Origin of the sequence: Brevibacillus sp. GCM10020057 (assembly GCF_042683565.1) — a bacterium.
Lineage (GTDB): Bacteria > Bacillota > Bacilli > Brevibacillales > Brevibacillaceae > Brevibacillus.
In genome coordinates, this window is sequence record NZ_JBHUJW010000043.1 from 714,671 (window position 1) to 733,197 (window position 18,527).

Here is an 18,527-nt window from a genome sequence, read left to right on the forward strand (position 1 = left end):
ATTTACTGCTTTTGGACGGAGGAACGAATAACGGCGGCTCCTCTTTTTCCATTCCCCGCTCTTTGCGTTATAATGGAGGGATAACACTTCGTGCGGAGGATTTCACCAGATGCTGCAAAGAGAACTGACCCGGGAGCAAGCCGTACAGACTGGAGAGCAGCTCCTCGCGTATGCCGAGAGGGCGATCCTGGAGAGAGGCTACACCTATTTTTCGGATGGCGTCGTCTTTAACACCCGCGTCGAAAATGGCACTCTCCTCGCCTGCGATGTGCAGGGCTCGCAGGTCTACCATGTCGTTTTGAACCTGGAAGATGTGCAAAGCAGCACGTGCACCTGTCCGTATACCCGTCTGTGCAAGCATATTGCCGCTGCTTTTTTTCAGATGTACAGCGTATTTGACAATCCCCGCCATTACCTGTCCCGTGCCCAGCAGCCAAGGCGCGCCAGATTTTCCCCTGCCATGCTCGAGCCTGCCTACAGACAGGTGTTCCAGCCGGGCTCACAGGAAGGAGCGGCTGCCCGGTCCCCGCTCAATCCGGATGGCTCTGTCCGCGACTGGTGGACATTTCTCGAAGGCTGGACGCGGAATCTGCCCTCTTCCATGGAGACGTACCGGGCTTCCTCGGAGCTCTTGTCCAGCAGCCAAAATGTGCTCGGCGTCGCTTCTGCCTGGCCGGCGGCGTGTGCCCAGCTGTTTGCCGTCCATGCCAATCTGTTTTATCTGTTGAAGCTGCAGGAATTCGTGAAGACCAATCGGCAATCGTTCTGGTTTCAGGACCTGTCGCAGACGGCGGAGCGGCTGGTGGAGATGCTGGAAGGGACGCTCTTTTACATGGACACGGCTTATTTACGCGAGCATCATTACCCCTTGCTGGAGCAGACAATGCACACGGCCAGGCAGCTAAAGGACACGGATTCGTCCGCCCTCTACTGGTCGTTTGCCTATCGGCTGCTCTGGTGGAATCTGCTCCAGGAACCGGACTGGATACGGGCAGAGGTCGAAGAGCTGGACAAAAAAATCCATGACCCGGACACAGATGCAACTGCTCTGGAGCGATACAAGCTGCTGCGCGCCCACTTTTACGTCATGGAAGGAGCGGACAAGTCCGCCATCGACATTTGGCTGCCGAACAGTCGGCTGTCTCTTTCTTTTTACCTCCCCTATCTGAAAATGTTCGCCCGCAGCAAGGACTGGTCCCGCTTTCTCACGTGGATAGAGTGGCTGCAATCGTTGATTGGCCAGGCAGAGCCGCAGACCTACCAGCTCGTCATCGCCATCTGGCAGGAAGCCATGGAACGGGTCGGCCGCGGCGATGAGTGCGGGCCGGGCTTAAAGCAATTTTTGCCCGGCAGCTTTCACGAGTACGCCGCGTACTTGTATGAACAAAGACAGTTTCGGCAATGGATCGACCTGCAAATGTCCTATCAGGTCCCGTTGACGAAGATCCATGCCACCCAGTTCAAGGAGATTGAAAACAGCGAACCCGGCCTGCTCTTTCCGCTCTACGTCCGCGAGGTGAACCGGCTGATCGGCGAGCGGAACAGGCCATCGTACAAAGAGGCGATCAAGCTGCTGAAAAAAGTGAGAACGGCTTACAGCAAAGCGAACCTGGAAACTCGTTGGGAGCGGTACATCGACCGGTTGACGGCCAAGCACAATCGACTGCGCGCTTTCCAGGAGGAGTTAAGGAGAGGAAATCTGAACCTATGACCACTGCGACTACGCTGGTGCTCGCTGCAGACTTTTTGCCAGACGGGCGTTTTTTGATCACCGCAGCGGGAGCACATGGAGAGACAATTGACCCTGAACGGCTCGCGGCGATCTTGTTCGCCTGGGATGAAGCATCGTACTATGGCACCTTTCTGGAAAAAAACGAACAAGGCTTGCTCCTTGGCCCTGCGGAGGCGCTGTCGTTTTTTACCGCCCCAGCCTGGCTCGAACATGTCTCCTACGAAGTCAGCCCGGCGTTTGCCGCTTACCGCAAGACCGCGGTGATCTTGCAAGAGGCTCTTGCAATTGGAGCCATCGCCCCTGATTTCGCCGGTTGGAAAGCGGGCCGCTACGGATGGAAGCTGGCAGACGCCTCTGCTGATTTTCCGCTGTACGGAAACAAGTGGCTGTCGCTCGCCCTGGAGGATGTCCTTTTCGCCAATGGCGATGTCGGTCTTGCCTGGGAAGAGCTGGTGACCCAGTACCCGGCGCTCGCTGTCACTGGCAGGGACATCTCCCCTCATCTCGGAGAGCGCGAATGGCTGCAGTCGATCGGCTGGCTGCCTGATCTTACTCCTTTTCGCACCTGCCTGCGTCTCATCGAAGCCGACGACAGCTTCGGCGACTGGCAGCTTTCCGTATACTTGCAGGATCGCAAGGAGCCAGACCGGCTGTTCCTCCTCGAGCCTGACCCGGATGCGCAGTCGGGCTATGCGACGGAGGGGCTTCCCCCGGACTGGCTGAAACACGAGGCGCGTTTCCTGCACGATCTGGACAAATGCCGGGACATTTTGTCGTGGGAGCAGCCAGCAGACGCGGGAAAAGGCTTGCGTCCTAGACTCTCCAACGAACAGGCGTGGACGTTTTTGACGACCAGCAGTTTGCAGCTCGTGCAGGCGGGCATCCACGTCTTCCTTCCCGCCTGGTGGGAACAGGTCCGGCGCGTGAGACCGAAGCTGAAAGCCAAAGTCACCTCCTCGTTCGGAGCGGGCAGACCGTCCTTCCTTGGCATTTCGCAAGTCATGGAATTTGAATGGAAGCTCGCTCTCGGGCCTGTCGAGCTGAGCGAGGAAGAATTCGAGCAGTTGCTCCGCCAGAAGCAGCGGCTGCTCAAAATTCGCGGGCATTGGGTGCAGTTGACGCCCGATCTGTTCCTGCAGCTGCAGGAGACGCTGAAAAAATCGCGCGGGAAAAACGCCCTGACGTTCCGCGATGTCATGAAAATGCATTTGACAGCACCGAACGAGCAGGCTGAAGAACTCGATGCGGACGATGATACCGGCTCCTATTCCCTTTCACTAGAAGTGGAATTGAACCAGCACCTGCTGCAGCTCATGCGCCAGCTGCAGGAAATAAAAGAAATCCCCATTCTCGAACAACCGCCGGGATTTCGGGGAACTTTGAGCAAATACCAGCTGGAAGGAAGCTCGTGGCTGCTGTTTTTGCGGCGCTTTGGGTTGGGAGCCTGTCTCGCTGACGACATGGGCCTGGGCAAGACGGTGCAGTTCATCACCTACCTGTTGCATCTAAAGCAAAACGGTATCTCAGACACGCCCTCGCTGCTGATCTGCCCGACCTCGGTGATTGGCAACTGGCAGAAGGAGCTGGAGCGATTCGCCCCGTCCCTGAAGGTCTTCATCCATTACGGCAACGCCCGGCAGAAAAAGGACGACTTCCTGCCCGCCATTGCAGGAGCCGACCTGGTTATCACGTCGTATGCCCTGTCTCATCTCGACGAGGCGGAGCTGTCATCGGTCACGTGGAATGCGATCTGTCTGGACGAAGCGCAAAATATCAAAAATGCGTATACCAAGCAGTCGTCTGCCGTCCGCGACCTGCGCGGCTGGCACCGGATCGCGCTGACAGGAACGCCGATCGAAAACCGCCTGAGCGAGCTGTGGTCCATCTTCGACTTCTTGAACCCGGGATATTTGGGGAGCCTTGGCGACTTTGCCAGACGGTATGTGCAGCCGATCGAGCGTGATCAGGACCCTGCCCTCATCGCAGAAGTACAGCGGCTCATCCAGCCGTTTTTGCTCCGCCGGGTGAAAACAGATCCCCAAATCCAGCTCGATCTGCCGGAGAAAAACGAGAGCAAGGAATACGTCCCGCTAACCGCCGAACAAGGCGCACTCTACGAGACAGCGATCCAGGAGATGTTTGCCCGCATGGAAAATTCAAGCCCCATGGAGCGGCGCGGCCTCATCCTCACGACCTTGTCGCGGCTCAAGCAGCTTTGCGACCACCCGGCGCTGATCATAAGCGAAATCGCCGCGGGAGACGAAGCAAGCCGCTCTCACAAGCTGGAGCGCCTGCTGGAGCTGGTCGCGGACATTCGGCAAAAGGGCGAGCGCTGCCTGATCTTTACCCAGTACATCGAGATGGGGAATATGCTCCAGCGAGTGCTCACCCGCGAAGGCTATGGTCCGGTCTTCTTTTTGAACGGTTCGACGAAAAAAGAGAGGCGCGACGAAATGATCGCCCGTTTTCAGGACGAATCCTTGCCTGACCGGGAGCGAGGAGGCGTCTTTATCCTCTCCTTGCGCGCCGGCGGCACCGGGCTGAACCTGACGGAAGCCAACCACGTCATCCACTTCGACCGCTGGTGGAATCCGGCAGTGGAAAATCAGGCGACCGACCGGGCCCATCGGATCGGGCAGAGGCGCAATGTCCAGGTGTACAAGTTCATCTCGCTGGGAACGATTGAGGAGCGGATCGACGAGATGATGGAACGCAAGCTCTCCCTCAGCCAGCAGATCGTCGGCGCAGGCGAGTCCTGGATCACCGAGCTGTCGACCTCCGAGCTGCGTGAACTGTTTGCCCTGCGCCATGAATGGTCAGGAACGAAAGGATGATAGGGCAGATGGATGTGAACGAGCAGAAGCAGGCAGAGCCGACCGGCGAAGAACGCACGGAAGAGCATACGGCGAAGCTGCCGGAAGCGTGGCAGCGATTCCTCGATGCCGTCCGGAGGCACTATGGCAAGGCACCGGGCAATTCCAACGATTGAGTGTCTCGAAAAAGGGGCCGTCTCAACAGTCGATTGTTGACTTGGAGACGCCCCTTTTGTTGTCCAAAACCGCCGTATCTTCGCAAGCCGCAATTCTGCCCGCCGCGTGGTTCATCCAGTTTTTGCTTATTTCACTTTGGCATAAGAATGATCGTATTTCTTTATTAGTCAGGGGGAAATTGCAGTGCTAGAATAATCAATGCGAATATCCTGCTTCTTCCATGCAAAGGTTGTGACAGAAAGATGGATTTTTCCTGGAAACGAAACCTAGTTGTCCTGTGGCTTGGCGTCTTTTTTTGCAGCACAGCCTATTCGATCTCGATACCGTTCTTGCCCATCTTCCTTCACAGTTCACTCGGAGTTACGGAACACTTGGAGGCTTGGTCGGGTATTTCCTTCGGCATCACGTTTTTGGCCAGCGCGCTGATCTCCCCGTATTGGGGCTCGCTTGCGGACAAATACGGCCGAAAACCGATGTTGATCCGGTCCGGCTTCAGCCTGTCTGTACTGTATTTCACGACGTTCTTCATCACCAACCCTTATCTGTTTTTAGTCCTCCGTGTTTTTCAAGGACTTTTGGCCGGCTTCGTACCTGCCTCGATCGCGCTGGTTGCGACGAACACACCTGAAAAACATGTAGGCTACGCACTGGGTGTCATGGCGACAGCCGGTGCGACCGGAGGCATCATCGGTCCCCTCGTCGGCGGCGTTGTCAGCCACCTGTGGGGGAACAGGGAAGCCTTTTTGTTTTCCGGCGCGGTCGTGCTCGTAGCCGCTCTTATCGCCACCTTTCTGGTGAAAGAGACGAATATGAACCGTTCCGGCACCCGCACCAATGTGCGCGAAGATTTGAAGCTCGCCATCGCCAACAAGCCGCTCATGACCATTCTCGGACTTAGCCTGATCGTGACGATGTCTGTCATGCTGCTGGAGCCTCTCCTGACCGTGTACGTCCTGCAACTCGGCGCTTCCCAGAAGGAAGCCTCGCTTAGCGCCGGCATCATCTTCGCCGCCGTCGGGATCGCGACCGTCCTCGCTGCCCCCCGCTGGGGCAAACTTGGGACGAAGCTCGGTTACTCCAGGATTTTGTTTATCGGCCTAATGGGAGGCGCTGTCGGCAACCTGCTGCAATTCCTGTTCACGAATCTGTACGGGTTCGGGATTTTGCGGTTCGTGTACGGCTTGTTTTTCGCAGCGGTCTATCCGTCCATCAACGCCATGATCGTCAAAGTCACCGATCCCAAGTTTCGCGGCAGGGCATTCAGCCTCAACCAGTCGTCGAACCAGATCGCAACCATGCTCGGCCCGGTAATCGGCGGGGTGCTCGGCGGACTGATTCCGATCCGCGCCGTTTTTATCATCAATGGGCTCGCTCTCCTGGCAACTGCCCTGCTCATCCGCTACAGGAAGCCGGATGCGCATGGGCTGGAAAAGAAACAATCCGCCCAAGCCGCCGAAGCACAGCTTTTCACCAAGTAACGGCAGGCATCACCGAGAGATGCGGCTTTTCTCCTTCTTGCGGAAAAGCAGGAAGACGAGCAGGCCTGCAAGCAAGGAGAAAAGCAGCCGGTACCTGTTTTCGGACAGATAGACGAGATCGTGTCCGACGAACGTCTCAAAAATCATCGACGGAATTTTGCCCACAAGAGTGGAGAGCAAAAAATCGGCAAAACGCATCTTTCCGATTGCCGCCCCCAGGTTGACGACCCCCGAGGGGATCAGCGGATTCATCCGCAGCAATGCGATCGCGACGCATTTGCGAATGCGGGACGACTGTTGGATGGAGGCGATCCAGGAGAACCTCTCCAGCCGCTCGATCCCCTTGACTTTGCGCAGGCCGCTGCGATACAGCAAAAAGGCAGCTGCGGCGCCCAGCACCTCTCCAGTCAAGGAGACGAAAAATCCTCCAACCAGTCCGTAGACAACCGCGTTCGCTCCCGATAAAAAGATCGAAGGCAGCACCCCGGCGACGCTGATGACGATGTTGAGCGCGATGCTCCCGACGATGCCGAAAACCCCCCAGGAGCGAATCTGTTCTGCCAATGCTTCTACGTTCGTAAACCACTCCATCTGTCGCTGACTCCTCTCCTCTGCCACACACTCTCCCATGTATCGGAGACCTGTGAAGAAAAAATAGAATAGAAAAAGGACGGGCAGCACCTGTTGCACTGCCCATCCCCTGTTCTTTGCTCATGTATCACGGAGCGCGTCATACACCCGTGCGTCTGCGCTGATTGTTAGGTTTTTTGGTTTGCTGGCTTTTCATGATCTGGTTCTTCGCTTTATAGTTGGCCTGTTTGTTAGCCTGCGCTTGTGCCGCCTTTTTCTCCGCAAGTCTGCGTTTCATCGCCTCTTGCAGACTGATTTTCCCCGGCTTTTGCTCCTGCTTGTCTTTTTCGTCTGGATTCGGCTCCGTCATGCGTAGCAACTCCTCATCAAGAATGGACTACTTATCCATATTCTAGTGCATGAGACGACGAGATGCCAGCATGAATCTGTTGACTATCTTTCGGTCTGGTTCGGTTAGGGTAATACAAAAGACGCCTTGAAGCAGCTAATTTTACCCGAAAACTGAAAAAGGAAAAAACGTAAGATATTATGAATGCCATAACAAAAACGAGGTGTATTTCAATGAAAATATTCTGGATTGTTTTAGGGGCAATTTTTCTTCTTTGCGGTTGTGGCTCCACGCCAACAGAGAAAGAAGTATCAGCGATCCTGATGAAATTTAACGAAGCGAAATTTGAACTTACCCAGGAGGAGTTCTCCATTCCTGATAAGCAAACTCTTTATCCGTTGCTGAACGACAAAGTAAAGACATTATTAACAGAGAAGGACTATCAAAATTTCGTAAAGAATCGGGAAGCATTCATTACGATTGAAGAAGCGAAATTAAATCGATACATTCAGGTAAAAGAAATAAAAATAAGTAGAATCGCTTCATTAGATGACAACAAATCCTTACATGTCGATTACTTGATGATCATTTCGATAAGCGGTAATGGTGCAAACACGGACTACCATGTTAACGGCCAAGTAACATTGGTAAAAGAAAATGAATCATGGAAGATCGATAGAAACTGGGACTCTCTTACAGCCAAGGAGTTAGGACTATAATGAAGGATGAGGATATGATTCCTCCATCCCCTGATGTCATTACACAATGGCAGGCGTCTGTTTTGAAAAAACAGTGTTCGTACTTCCCATTGCGTTAGCTGTTGACTTGGAATGGTCAGGAGCGGCGATCACCCCCGCCGCTGCATGTAAAAAGCTCAGGCCGAAACATTTTGCCCAAGCTTTTTGCATCGACTGGGAATCGTGCTAATTTGCCGCAAACGCCTCGGCGGCTGCCGCCAAATAGTAGGCCAGACCTGTCTGCTGCCCTTCCAGCATAGCGAGGTGAAAGTCGTCCTGCAAAAAGAAGCGCGTTTGCCCCGCAAAATCGGCAGGAGTGATAGTGAGGCCGCTGTGATTCAGAAACGCCAGATGCGCTTCGATCATTCCGCGAATCTTTTCATCTGTATGCTTGATCCCTGCGCGCAACGCGTCCGCCATTTCCTTCATAAAGGCGGCCGCTTCCCGGGCCTGCTCATTCATTTCCACTACGTCGATGCCTTTCGTCTTCAGCTCCACCTGATAGGTCTTTTGCAAATATTCATGTTGCTTCGAGAGCGCTTGCTCCCATTCCGCTTCACTGTCAAACCCTTTGAATAGATCCCCGTTTTCCATTCGTTCGCCTACCTCCGTCGCATTGATTGATTTTTCCAACGTCTCCATGATCGTCCGCAGCCGCTCCAGCTCTCTTGTGCCGTACAAGCGGTACCCGGCCTCGCTCGTTTGCTGCGGCAAGAGAAGGCCGATTTTGTGGTAATGGTGCAGCGTTTTGATCGTGACCTTGGACATGGCGGATACTTCTTTTACCGTGTACAGCATCTCGTTCACCTCCTCATCAGTCAGCATAAAGGCTCCTCCAAGAGGAGAGTCAATAGGAAAGCTCTCTCCGCAAAAAGGAGAAAAATGCTAACCGATTACAACTACACTAAACTTCCTCTACTCTTTTTCAGCTTTCAGGATTATAATGGACAGGTCGAATGGGAAAATCATTCCTGTCATTTCCTGTGTGCATATCGGAGGCATTCCAACCATGATCGACTATGTGATCAAATTCATTATCGGCGGCTTTATCGTCGTCCTGGCAACCTACTTCAGCAAGACCAAAAACATTTTTTTGTCCGGTATCATCACGACGTTGCCGATCATTACGCTGCTGAACATGATGCTCCAGCTCCAATACATGAACACGCAAGAATTCCATCTGGCCCAAAAGAGCGGCATTTTGGGCGCTTTCGGGCTGGTGCTGTTCGTCGCATCCTGCTACGTCCTCACGAGTTGGGTAAAGCCCGTGTACGCGATTCTCTTTGGCATCCTCATTCTCTTTTCGTACTTCTGGATGTACAAGCAAGTAACCGGATAATTCGAGCGCGACCAGAAAGGGAAAGCCTACTCCGATGACGAAGTAGGCTTTACCCTTATTTTTATTGGAAAGGATGTCGAGCAACATGGATTGTATTTTTTGCAAGATTGTAAACGGGGATTTGCCCGCCAAAAAAGTGTATGAGGACGAACACGTCGTCGCCTTTCACGATATCAACCCGATCGCACCCGTCCACATCCTGATGATTCCGAAAAAACATATCCAATCTCTCCTCGCCATCGAGCCGGAAGACAAGGAGCTCATCGGACACCTCCACCTCGCCCTGCATAAGGTAGCGGAGACGATGGAAGTCAAAGACTCCGGCTTTCGCGTCATCACCAACATCGGCGAGCACGGTCAGCAGACGGTCTTCCATCTGCATTACCATTTGATCGGCGGCAGACAGCTGAAGTGGACCGTGTAAATGCGCCCTACCGCCCCAGTCGGGACGTGATGTGGCGGGCGATCGCATCCCCGTGGAGCCTGCCGTTTTCGATGAAGATGGCATTCGCCCGGTGCCCCGCCGCGATTACTCCGGCAATATACAGGCCCGGCACGTTCGTCTCCATCGTCTCCGGATGATGCTCGGGGCTGCCCGTCTCCGGATCGATCTGGACGCCCAGCGATTGCAACAAGGATCGATCCGGCCGATATCCGATCAGCGTGAAGACGTAGTCGTTCTCCAATTCTACCGTTTCCTCGCCCGTCCGGACCCGAATGGTGCGCTCCGTGATGGCTTCCACCGTGGAATTGTACATCATGCGGATGCGTCCTTTGTTCACCAGACTTTCAAACACGGGACGCGTCCACGCCTTTACTCTCTCCGAAATTACCGAGCGACGATAGATGACCGTCACCTCAGCCCCTGCCCGCTCCAGTTCCATCGAGGCATCCACGGCGGAGTTGTTTCCGCCCACGATTGCGACACGCAGACCGGCATACGGATGCGCTTCCTTGTAAAACGACGAGACCTTTGGCAAGTCCTCGCCCGGCACGTTCAACCGGTTCGGATTGTCAAAATATCCCGTCGCAATGATGAGATTCTGCGTCTCATATGTACGCTTTTCACCCAACCGGTCCACTGTCTCTACCAAAAACCCGGCGTCTGTCTTCACTGTCGACGTCACGGTCTCATAGCTGCGAATCCGCAACTGTTCTCGCGCAGCAACCAGCCGGTAATACTGCAGCGCCTCCTGCCTTGTCGGCTTTTCGTTTGGCGTGGTAAAAGGAATCCCCCCGATTTCCAGCAGCTCCGGTGTACTGTGAAAAATCATGTACGTCGGGTAGCGGTAAATGGAGTGGACCAATGAACCTTTTTCTATGTTGACAGGGTTTAGCCCCGCTCTCTTGCAAGCAATCGCGGCTGCCAGCCCGCACGGACCCGCCCCGACAATCAGTACGTCTTCCATATCTCTCCCGCCTCGCTTTCTCTCTCTTCTTTTCCGTTCCTGTACTATCATAACATATCCGGCAGACTGAAAAAGCGTTCGCCCCAGGTTGTCAACACTTGCCTTGCTGCCAAAAAATGATCAATGAAAGATTGGTTCCCCCTCCTTATACTGGGGTTATGATGAAAAAACAACACATACATATTTGGCTCGTTTCAATCGTCTTGCTCACGTATTGCTTCACGCTGGGCGTCGGTGTGCCCTCCTCAACAGCATCATCCGGTAGCCTGCGCGATATTTCCGACAGTTATGCGCACGAGCAAATCCGTTCGCTGCAGGAAGCCGGCATCATCTCCGGAGATGAGAACGGGTATTTTCACCCGGCAAACTCCGTGACGCGCGCGGAATTCGTAGCGATGCTGGCGCGGACGCTCGGCATCAAGCCCGTTTCAGGCACCGTCCCGTCCTTTGCCGATGTGCCCAAATCATCCTGGGCATACGGGTACATACAAGCGGCTGTCTCCCTGAATCTGGCAAGCGGCACCAGCGCGACTACCTTCTCGCCGAGCCGGACGATCTCCCGGCAGGAGGCCGCTGCTTTTCTCGCCCGGGCTTTAGGACTTTCGCTGTCTTCTTCGCCCACCCTGTCAGTCAATGATGCAAGTGCCATCTCTGGCTGGGCACGCCCTTCCGTGAGCGCTGTGATGAAAAAACAGTGGCTCGTCGGCTATCAGGGCAGCTTTCGTCCGACTTCTCCCCTCTCCCGGGAAGAGACGGCCGTCATTTTGAAGCGCATTCTCGATGAGTTGGGCGCACAGGCTGTATCGGCAAAACCTTTGGTCTCCCTTGGCTGGCAGTATCAGTCGACCACCCAGGAGTTTATCGCACAAGTGCAAAAAGCCGGGATCAACACGCTCTCGCCGCGCTGGTACTTCCTGCAAAAGGACGGAACAGTCAGCGACAATTCGGATGCATCGCTCGTGCATTGGGCGCAACAGAACGGAAAAGAAGTATGGCCCTTGTTCGGAAACCGGTTTGATCCTGCGGCGACGCACACCATGCTCTCTGACAAAGCCAAGCGGACGGCTGTCATTGGAAAAATAGGCGCGTTCATCGACGAGTACCACCTCGACGGAATCAATGTAGATTTTGAAGGCTTCAATCCTGGCGACCGGGACAATTTTACCGCATTCATCAAGGAGCTCGCGGCTGCCTTGCACGCCAAGAACGCTTCGCTGTCGGTCGATGTTCCGCCAGACACCGGCACAGATTGGAGCGAACCGTTTGACTATGCAAAATTGGCCGCCTATGCCGACTACCTCGTCGTGATGGCCTATGAGGAGCATTGGGTGGGAAGCTCGCAGGCAGGCTCTGTCGCATCACTCCCCTGGTTTGCAGATGTCATCAAAGGTGTGCTCGACGACGTTCCTGCCCAAAAACTGATCGTGGGCATGCCGCTCTATACCAGGGACTGGTACCAATCCGGCGGCAAGCTGGTCTCCACCGACATCAGCATCCCGCAATCGTACCAGCTGATCTCCCAGTACAAAGCGACGACCAAATGGGATACGGCCACGCAGCAATACCGTTCCACCTACAAAAAACAAGGCGCGACCCACACGATGTGGCTGGAAGAAAGCCGCTCCCTGGGGCTGAAAGCGCAGGTGAGCCTGAACAGTCAAATCGGCGGCTTGGCCTACTGGTATATCGGTTCTGAATCGACAGATGTTTGGACCTCGATCGCCAATTCTGTCGCACTCAAGCAGGCGCGCAGCAAAATGTAACACGCAGCACATACAGACAGTTGCCGGCCTGGACCAAAAGTCCGGGCTGCAACTGCCTTTTTTCATGGGGCGCAGAAGAATACGCGTGCCAGAAAACAACCAATATACCCGGAAAGCGGGAAAGCAAAGCAAAAAAGCCGCCCCGGCCAAAATCGTCCGGCCAGGGCAGCTTTTGCTTCGTTCGTGTCATTTGCGGTCATCGTTTAGACGACCTTTTGCAGCAACTTTCCCCGCAATTTCTCCAGCATGTCTTCGGTCATTTTCTCCAGGTCGTACTCATAGGTGAAGCCCCACTCTTCTTTGGCGCATGTCGCGTCGATCGAGTTTGGCCAGCTGTCCGCGATCGCCTGGCGAACCGGATCCACCTCGTAGGACAGCTTGAAATCCGGAATGTGCTTGCGGATCGCTGCAGCCACCTGTTCCGGCTCGATGCTCATCGCGGTCACGTTGAAGGCATTGCGGTGCTTCAGGCAGGAGCCGTCCGCTTCCATCAGGGTGATGATGGCGTTCAGCGCATCCGGCATGTACATCATGTCCATATACGTGCCTTTGGCGATATAGGAGGTGTACGCGCCTTCCTGAATCGCTTTGTAGTAAATGTCAACCGCGTAGTCGGTCGTACCGCCTCCCGGTGGCGCCACGTAAGAGATCAGGCCGGGAAAGCGCACGCCGCGCGTGTCGACGCCAAACTTGTGGAAGTAGTAGTCGCACAGCAGCTCGCCGGATACTTTGTTTACACCGTACATTGTCGTTGGACGTTGAATCGTATCCTGCGGCGTGTTGTCTTTTGGCGTCGATGGACCGAAAGCCCCGATGGAGCTCGGCGTGAAAAACTGACAGTTCAGCTCGCGCGCCGTCTCCAGTGCGTTGACCAGTCCGCCCATGTTGAGGTTCCAGGCAAGCTGCGGTTTTGCTTCCGCTGTCGCAGACAGCAAGGCGGCCAGATGCATGATCGTATCCACCTGATGCGTCTTTGCCAGCTCGAACATCCGCTCGCCATCCATCACATCGAGAATTTCAAACGGACCCGAATGCACGACTTCGTTCTCCTCGTTTTTGCGGATGTCCGTCGCAATGACGTTGTCTGCCCCGTACACATCGCGCAGCTTCGTAACCAGCTCCGATCCGATTTGCCCCAACGCCCCGGTGACTAATATCTTTTTCATTACAGAATCCCCATTTCTTTGCCGACTTTTTCGTAGATGCTAAGGGCACGATCCAGCATGTCCTTCGTATGAGCCGCAGTCGGCATGTTGCGAACGCGTCCGGTTCCCTTCGGTACAGTCGGGAACACGATTGCTTTGGCGTACACGCCTGCCTCATACAAGCGTCTGCTGAATTCCTGTGTCTGTTGCTCATCCCCAATGATGCAAGGCGTGATCGGTGTTTCGCTCGCGCCGATGTCAAAGCCCAGCTCCTTGAGACCTTTTTTCAGGTAGTTTCCGTTCTCCCACAGCTTGTCGTGCAGCTCTGTGCTGTTTTGCAAAATGTCGATGGCTTCGATACAAGCCGCCACATCTGCAGGTGTCAATGCAGTCGAGAACAGGAACGGACGGCTGCGCACCTTGAGCCAGTCTATCAGTTCCCGTCTTCCTGCCACATAACCGCCGACTACCCCGATTGCTTTGGAAAGCGTGCCGATCTGGAAGTCGATTTTGTCGGAGAGACCGAAATGTTTCACAGTCCCTGCACCTTTACCCAGCACGCCAGAGCCGTGCGCATCGTCCACGTATGTGATCAGGTCGAATTCTTCCGCCACTTCCACGATCTCCGGCAGTTTCGCAACATCGCCATCCATCGAGAAGACGCCGTCCGTAATGACCATCAGCTTTTTGTATTTGCCTGATTCTTTCGCTTCTTTTGCCCTCGCCCGCAGATCGTCGATATCCGAGTGGTTAAAGCGGATGATCTGGGCACGCGACAGGCGGCAGCCGTCAATGATCGAGGCGTGGTTCAGCTCGTCGGAAAGAATCGCATCGTCCTTGTCCATGACAGCGGAGATCGCTGCCATGTTGCAATTGAATCCGGACTGGTAGGCAATCGCCGCCTCGGTTTGCTTGAATGCAGCCAGCTTTTCTTCCAGCTTCACATGAAGATCGAGCGTGCCGTTGATCGTGCGGACCGCGCCTGCACCGACCCCGTATTTTTGGGCGGCAGCTACTGCGGCATCGATCAATCGCTGGTCAGTAGCCAGGCCCAAATAGTTGTTCGAGGAAAGGTTAATCAGTTCTTTGCCCGAGATGGTGATGACAGGACCGTTCGCGCTTTGCAAAGGATCTATCACATTGTAGAGACCTTTGCTTTTCAGATCGGCCAGATTTTCATGTAAAAAAGCTTCCAAAGTTTTGCTCGCCACGCTCTATCCCTCCAACATTTCAGTCTCCGTACGAACAACGGCAGACGGGGTAAGTAATTTCCACGAAAACACATGTTCATCCGGAATGGACATTGTATAATTTGAAAAATGGCGTAATATCAACTTTATTTAAGATAATCTTACCATCTTTACACTTTCGTGTCCATATCACAAAGACATAAAAGAGAACGTTTTCACCGTTTTTTTCTCCTTATCTCTCATAATTTCTCCCGAATTGCCCAACTTAGCCATACGAAAAACCCAGGCTCGTCACGCGCTGTTTCCGCGCCGCGCCGCAGATGTCTTTCCAACAAGAAAACCGCTCTCCGGCCGTGAAGCCAAAGTGCGGTTCCTTCTTACTTCCCTGCTTTTTCTGATTTGAGAATACCTGGCGCAACTCCTTCTTCCCTGACGAAGCATTCCTGTCCATACCGATGCGTGACCAGTTCGGTAACCGGCAACCCTTTGCAAAAATGTTGTTCGACCAAATGCGGAGCCAACTCCGGCGTCAATTTCCCGTACCAGGTCCCCTCCGGATAGACGATCATGACGGGAGCGTCTTCGCAGCGGCCATTGCAGCGCGTTCTCGTAGTATGTACCTGATCGTCCAGTCCAGCTTCCGCGATGGCACTGCGGATCGCGACCGTCAATTCCTCTCCGCCCTTTCGATTGCAGCTCCCGCCATTGCAGAGCAGGACGTGATGCTTAGTTTTGGTCAAATCCCATGTCGCCAAGCTGATTCCTCCCATTCCCATACAAAACGTAACGATTACGATCTGTTTTCATACTTTTCCATCTTACCGTGTGCACCAGCACCTTGTCTATAGCCCAATTAAGCAATTCCCAGACTCATTTCTTTCTGCTAGAATATATGTTCGTATACTACAAAAGTTGACAGGTGGTGCTAACATGTCCGTAACCAAACAGCGCGATGCCTTGCTGCTGTTGCAAATGATCGGGAACTATCCATGGTACGTCGAAAAGTTTATCGAACATAAAAAAACGAAGAAAAAATCGCCTTCCACCCTGCTTGGCTACTTGCGAGACTTCGCGTTTTTCTTTCGCTGGATGATGACGGAAGGATTGACAGCCGCAACCGAAATGAGAGAAATCCCGCTCTCCGACCTGAACGAGCTGAAGAAAGAAACGGTGGAAAGCTACATCCTCTACTTGCAGGAGTCTCATCTGTACGAGCGATCCGCCCTGCTCACCAACCCTACCAAAAGCTCGCGAAAGGAATACAGCGACCGGACGATCAGCCGCAAAGTATCCAGTCTCAAGTCGTTGTTTCATTATTTGTCCGCATTGGCCGAGGACGAGAACGGAGAGTCGTACCTCACGCGCAATGTCCTTGCCAAAATCGAGCTGGAGACGACCGAGCTGACACCGCTCGCACGCGCCCATGCCATCCGGGCGAAAATCTTGATCGACGATGAAATCTACCAGTTCGTCGACTTCGTCTACAACGGGTATCTCGCCCACTGCCAGACGACAAAAAAACAGCAGTACCATCTGCAAAACCGCGACCGCGACACGGCCATCGTCGCCTTGATCTTGTCCGGAGGCTTCCGCGTGTCGGAGGTCGTCAGCCTGAATCTGTCCGACATCGTGCTGGAAAAGAACCAACTGAAGATGATCCGCAAAGGGAAAAAGGAAGACGCTCCCTTCTTTAGCGACTGGGGGAAAGAATATTTGGCCCGGTACCTGCAAGTCCGCAGCAAATACCGTCCCGACCCGAACGAGGACGCCGTTTTTCTGGCTGTCTCCCCGTCGAATCCGTACGGGCACCGGATCGAGGTCCGCTCTGTGCAAAAGCTGGTCAAGAAGTACGCCAAAGCCTTTGGCATTCCCGATCTGTCCGTACATAAACTGCGCCATAGCTTTGCGACCCAGTTTTTGCGCCTGAATCCCGACCCTCACCAGCTGCAGGCCCAGCTCGGCCACTCGAAAATCGAGACGACCATGCAGTATGCACATGTGCTGGAGGATGCCTTGAGCAAAGCTGTCAACCGCACCACGTAAGCGCGCCCGCCTTGCCGTCCCAACGCCTTGGACAAAGAAAAAGCTCCTCTGCCCTTGTGAACAGAGAAGCTGAGAGTAGATTTGCGAGCAGGTGCAGGCGCCCTGACAAGAAGCGCTTTCGGGAGCTGTGCGCGAGTAAGCTCCCCTAAGAGCGCTGCTTTACTTGTTCCAGCTGGCGCAGCTCGATCCGTCTGATTTTGCCGGACGACGTTTTGGGCAGTTCAGCGACGAACTCGATTTTCCGGGGATATTTATAAGGCGCTGTCAACTGCTTCACATGCTCCTGAAGCTCGGCGACCAGTTCGTCAGACGGATCGTGTCCCTTCTTCAGGATGACAAAGGCTTTGACGACATTTCCCCGCTCCGGGTCCGGACTGGCAACAGCGGCGCACTCCGCCACTGCCGGGTGTTTCACCAGGGCATCTTCTACCTCGAATGGTCCGATCGTATAACCGCCCGAGATGATGATGTCGTCGGAACGGCCTTCAAACCAAATGTAACCGTCTTCATCCATGCGTCCCTGATCCCCTGTGATGTACCAGTCGCCGCGGAATGCTTTGGCCGTGCGCTCCGGATCGTCCAGATACCCTTTGAACAGGGCGACCATATTGCGGTCAATCGCGATGTCGCCGACTTTTCCCTCCGGCAGCACGCTTCCTTCTTCATCCACGATGGCGACACGCACAACGGGAGAGGGCCGGCCCATCGAACCTGGCTTTGGCTCGACACCTACGAATGTTCCGACGAGCAACGTATTTTCCGTCTGTCCGTAGCCGTCGCGAACGGTCAGCCCGAACACGCGGCGGAAGGTGTCGATGACTTCCCGGTTCAGCGGCTCTCCGGCGGAGCAGGCGGAGCGAAGCGCTTTCAGCTTGTACTGGTCCAGATCGGACACTTTGGCCATCAGCCTGTACTCTGTCGGCGTAGCACACAGCACCGATATCGGGTATTTTTGCAGCAGATTCAAATACGTCTCGGCGCCAAATCTTCCTTTATAGACAAATGCCGTGGCCCCCATCCCCAGTGTGGAGACGAACGGGCTCCAGATCCACTTCGCCCAGCCAGGCCCTGCCGTCGCCCAGACGGTATCCTCATTGCGCACATCGAGCCATTGTTTGGCTGCCACGGCCAGATGTGCGAACGGCCAGCCGTGCACGTGCATGACCCCTTTTGGCCCGCCTGTCGTGCCGGACGTATACGAGAGGAAAGCGAGTTCGTCCGCGCGCGTCTTGGCACAGGCAAACTCCTCGTCCTGATCCGCAAGCAAATCTTGCAGGCTGACCCACCCTTCCTTGCTCGTCCCGATCGTCACATAATGTGTCAGGCTCGCACATTGGCCCCGCAGTGGCTCTACTTCCTCCAGCACGCTGTCAAAGCCGATGACCGCCTTCGCCTTTGCGTGGTTGACGCGGTATTCAATATCTTTGCTGCGTAGCATCTCCGACCCCGGCATGATGACTGCCCCCAGCTTCAGTAGCGCGAGATAAAGGCCATAAGCAGCCGTCCCGCGAGGAACCAGGACCAGCACCTTGTCCCCCTGCGCAATCCCGATGGAGGAAAGCCCGTTTGCGATACGGTTGGAGTAGCGGCGCAGCTCTTCGTATGTCAGAACCGTTTCCCGGCCTTGTTCATCCAGCTCCCATACCGCGCGCTTGTCCGGATGCTGGGCCGCCCATTCGTCCACCTGTGCAGCGAAGTTATAAAACTCTGGCATGTTCAATTCCAAATGACACACCCCCACTTTTTTTACCTGTACATCATTTTGATTTCGACGTTTTTGTA

General features: G+C 54.5%; 17 protein-coding genes. 9 read left to right on the top strand and 8 right to left on the bottom strand.

What is annotated here, in order from left to right:
• Positions 1-109: 109 nt before the first annotated feature.
• From ACFSO0_RS17145 to ACFSO0_RS17160, 4 genes are all read left to right on the top strand, one after another.
• The gene (locus ACFSO0_RS17145; RefSeq protein ID WP_376882225.1) at positions 110-1,711 is read left to right on the top strand and encodes an SWIM zinc finger family protein; all 1,602 of its coding nucleotides are present in this window, start codon (positions 110-112) and stop codon (positions 1,709-1,711) included.
• A complete protein-coding gene (locus tag ACFSO0_RS17150) occupies positions 1,708-4,566 on the top strand; it encodes a DEAD/DEAH box helicase (RefSeq protein WP_376882227.1) in 2,859 nt (952 codons plus the stop codon). Before ACFSO0_RS17145 ends, ACFSO0_RS17150 begins: the two co-directional genes overlap by 4 nt.
• A gap of 8 nt (positions 4,567-4,574) precedes the next feature.
• Complete coding sequence (locus ACFSO0_RS17155; protein WP_376882230.1) at positions 4,575-4,721, top strand: hypothetical protein; 147 nt, start codon at positions 4,575-4,577, stop codon at positions 4,719-4,721.
• Positions 4,722-4,964: 243 nt separating this feature from the next.
• The gene (locus ACFSO0_RS17160; RefSeq protein WP_376882233.1) at positions 4,965-6,200 is read left to right on the top strand and encodes an MFS transporter; all 1,236 of its coding nucleotides are present in this window, start codon (positions 4,965-4,967) and stop codon (positions 6,198-6,200) included.
• A 9-nt stretch (positions 6,201-6,209) separates the two neighbouring features.
• Here ACFSO0_RS17160 and ACFSO0_RS17165 read toward each other — a convergent pair whose 3' ends face one another.
• Positions 6,210-6,791, bottom strand: coding sequence for a TVP38/TMEM64 family protein (locus ACFSO0_RS17165; RefSeq protein ID WP_376882235.1), 582 nt, complete (start codon positions 6,789-6,791; stop codon positions 6,210-6,212).
• A gap of 139 nt (positions 6,792-6,930) precedes the next feature.
• A complete protein-coding gene (locus tag ACFSO0_RS17170; protein ID WP_376882237.1) occupies positions 6,931-7,140 on the bottom strand; it encodes a hypothetical protein in 210 nt (69 codons plus the stop codon).
• 212 nt (positions 7,141-7,352) lie between these two features.
• Between ACFSO0_RS17170 and ACFSO0_RS17175 the strand changes: the two genes are divergently transcribed.
• Positions 7,353-7,838, top strand: a complete 486-nt coding sequence (locus ACFSO0_RS17175; RefSeq protein WP_376882239.1) for a hypothetical protein — start codon at positions 7,353-7,355, stop codon at positions 7,836-7,838.
• Positions 7,839-8,042: 204 nt separating this feature from the next.
• Here the strand turns inward: ACFSO0_RS17175 and ACFSO0_RS17180 are convergent, their stop codons facing one another.
• Complete coding sequence (locus tag ACFSO0_RS17180; RefSeq protein ID WP_376883245.1) at positions 8,043-8,654, bottom strand: MerR family transcriptional regulator; 612 nt, start codon at positions 8,652-8,654, stop codon at positions 8,043-8,045.
• A 211-nt stretch (positions 8,655-8,865) separates the two neighbouring features.
• Between ACFSO0_RS17180 and ACFSO0_RS17185 the strand changes: the two genes are divergently transcribed.
• Positions 8,866-9,195 carry a DUF3147 family protein gene (locus ACFSO0_RS17185; RefSeq protein WP_376882242.1) on the top strand — a complete coding sequence of 110 codons (330 nt, stop codon included), beginning with the start codon at positions 8,866-8,868 and terminating at the stop codon, positions 9,193-9,195.
• 85 nt (positions 9,196-9,280) lie between these two features.
• Complete coding sequence (locus tag ACFSO0_RS17190; protein ID WP_376882244.1) at positions 9,281-9,619, top strand: histidine triad nucleotide-binding protein; 339 nt, start codon at positions 9,281-9,283, stop codon at positions 9,617-9,619.
• Between the two features lie 7 nt (positions 9,620-9,626).
• On the opposite strand, the gene ACFSO0_RS17195 is transcribed toward ACFSO0_RS17190, so the two are convergent.
• Positions 9,627-10,604 (bottom strand): YpdA family putative bacillithiol disulfide reductase, encoded by a 978-nt coding sequence (locus tag ACFSO0_RS17195; protein ID WP_376882247.1) that lies wholly within the window; start codon positions 10,602-10,604, stop codon positions 9,627-9,629.
• 161 nt (positions 10,605-10,765) lie between these two features.
• Between ACFSO0_RS17195 and ACFSO0_RS17200 the strand changes: the two genes are divergently transcribed.
• A complete protein-coding gene (locus tag ACFSO0_RS17200) occupies positions 10,766-12,367 on the top strand; it encodes a glycosyl hydrolase family 18 protein (protein ID WP_376882250.1) in 1,602 nt (533 codons plus the stop codon).
• A 203-nt stretch (positions 12,368-12,570) separates the two neighbouring features.
• Here ACFSO0_RS17200 and ACFSO0_RS17205 read toward each other — a convergent pair whose 3' ends face one another.
• From ACFSO0_RS17205 to ACFSO0_RS17215, 3 genes are all read right to left on the bottom strand, one after another.
• Positions 12,571-13,533: an L-threonine 3-dehydrogenase gene (locus tag ACFSO0_RS17205; protein WP_376882252.1), complete on the bottom strand. Its 963-nt coding sequence runs from the start codon at positions 13,531-13,533 to the stop codon at positions 12,571-12,573.
• Positions 13,533-14,723: a glycine C-acetyltransferase gene (locus ACFSO0_RS17210; RefSeq protein ID WP_376882255.1), complete on the bottom strand. Its 1,191-nt coding sequence runs from the start codon at positions 14,721-14,723 to the stop codon at positions 13,533-13,535. The genes ACFSO0_RS17205 and ACFSO0_RS17210 overlap by 1 nt, the downstream gene beginning before the upstream one ends.
• 356 nt (positions 14,724-15,079) lie before the next feature.
• Positions 15,080-15,457 (bottom strand): (2Fe-2S) ferredoxin domain-containing protein, encoded by a 378-nt coding sequence (locus tag ACFSO0_RS17215; protein WP_376882257.1) that lies wholly within the window; start codon positions 15,455-15,457, stop codon positions 15,080-15,082.
• A 175-nt stretch (positions 15,458-15,632) separates the two neighbouring features.
• Between ACFSO0_RS17215 and xerS the strand changes: the two genes are divergently transcribed.
• A complete protein-coding gene (gene xerS / locus ACFSO0_RS17220) occupies positions 15,633-16,745 on the top strand; it encodes a tyrosine recombinase XerS (RefSeq protein WP_376882260.1) in 1,113 nt (370 codons plus the stop codon).
• Between the two features lie 145 nt (positions 16,746-16,890).
• Here the strand turns inward: xerS and ACFSO0_RS17225 are convergent, their stop codons facing one another.
• The gene (locus ACFSO0_RS17225; RefSeq protein ID WP_376882263.1) at positions 16,891-18,471 is read right to left on the bottom strand and encodes an acetate--CoA ligase; all 1,581 of its coding nucleotides are present in this window, start codon (positions 18,469-18,471) and stop codon (positions 16,891-16,893) included.
• Between the last annotated feature and the right edge of the window lie 56 nt (positions 18,472-18,527).

Excerpts from the sequence above, each read along its gene's own strand:
- ACFSO0_RS17145 (WP_376882225.1), top strand. The coding sequence starts at position 110 with ATGCTGCAAAGAGAACTGACCCGGGAGCAAGCCGTACAGACTGGAGAG.
- ACFSO0_RS17150 (WP_376882227.1), top strand. The coding sequence starts at position 1,708 with ATGACCACTGCGACTACGCTGGTGCTCGCTGCAGACTTTTTGCCAGAC.
- ACFSO0_RS17155 (WP_376882230.1), top strand. The coding sequence starts at position 4,575 with ATGGATGTGAACGAGCAGAAGCAGGCAGAGCCGACCGGCGAAGAACGC.
- ACFSO0_RS17160 (WP_376882233.1), top strand. The coding sequence starts at position 4,965 with ATGGATTTTTCCTGGAAACGAAACCTAGTTGTCCTGTGGCTTGGCGTC.
- ACFSO0_RS17165 (WP_376882235.1), bottom strand. The coding sequence starts at position 6,791 with ATGGAGTGGTTTACGAACGTAGAAGCATTGGCAGAACAGATTCGCTCC.
- ACFSO0_RS17170 (WP_376882237.1), bottom strand. The coding sequence starts at position 7,140 with ATGACGGAGCCGAATCCAGACGAAAAAGACAAGCAGGAGCAAAAGCCG.
- ACFSO0_RS17175 (WP_376882239.1), top strand. The coding sequence starts at position 7,353 with ATGAAAATATTCTGGATTGTTTTAGGGGCAATTTTTCTTCTTTGCGGT.
- ACFSO0_RS17180 (WP_376883245.1), bottom strand. The coding sequence starts at position 8,654 with ATGCTGTACACGGTAAAAGAAGTATCCGCCATGTCCAAGGTCACGATC.
- ACFSO0_RS17185 (WP_376882242.1), top strand. The coding sequence starts at position 8,866 with ATGATCGACTATGTGATCAAATTCATTATCGGCGGCTTTATCGTCGTC.
- ACFSO0_RS17190 (WP_376882244.1), top strand. The coding sequence starts at position 9,281 with ATGGATTGTATTTTTTGCAAGATTGTAAACGGGGATTTGCCCGCCAAA.
- ACFSO0_RS17195 (WP_376882247.1), bottom strand. The coding sequence starts at position 10,604 with ATGGAAGACGTACTGATTGTCGGGGCGGGTCCGTGCGGGCTGGCAGCC.
- ACFSO0_RS17200 (WP_376882250.1), top strand. The coding sequence starts at position 10,766 with ATGAAAAAACAACACATACATATTTGGCTCGTTTCAATCGTCTTGCTC.
- ACFSO0_RS17205 (WP_376882252.1), bottom strand. The coding sequence starts at position 13,533 with ATGAAAAAGATATTAGTCACCGGGGCGTTGGGGCAAATCGGATCGGAG.
- xerS (WP_376882260.1), top strand. The coding sequence starts at position 15,633 with ATGTCCGTAACCAAACAGCGCGATGCCTTGCTGCTGTTGCAAATGATC.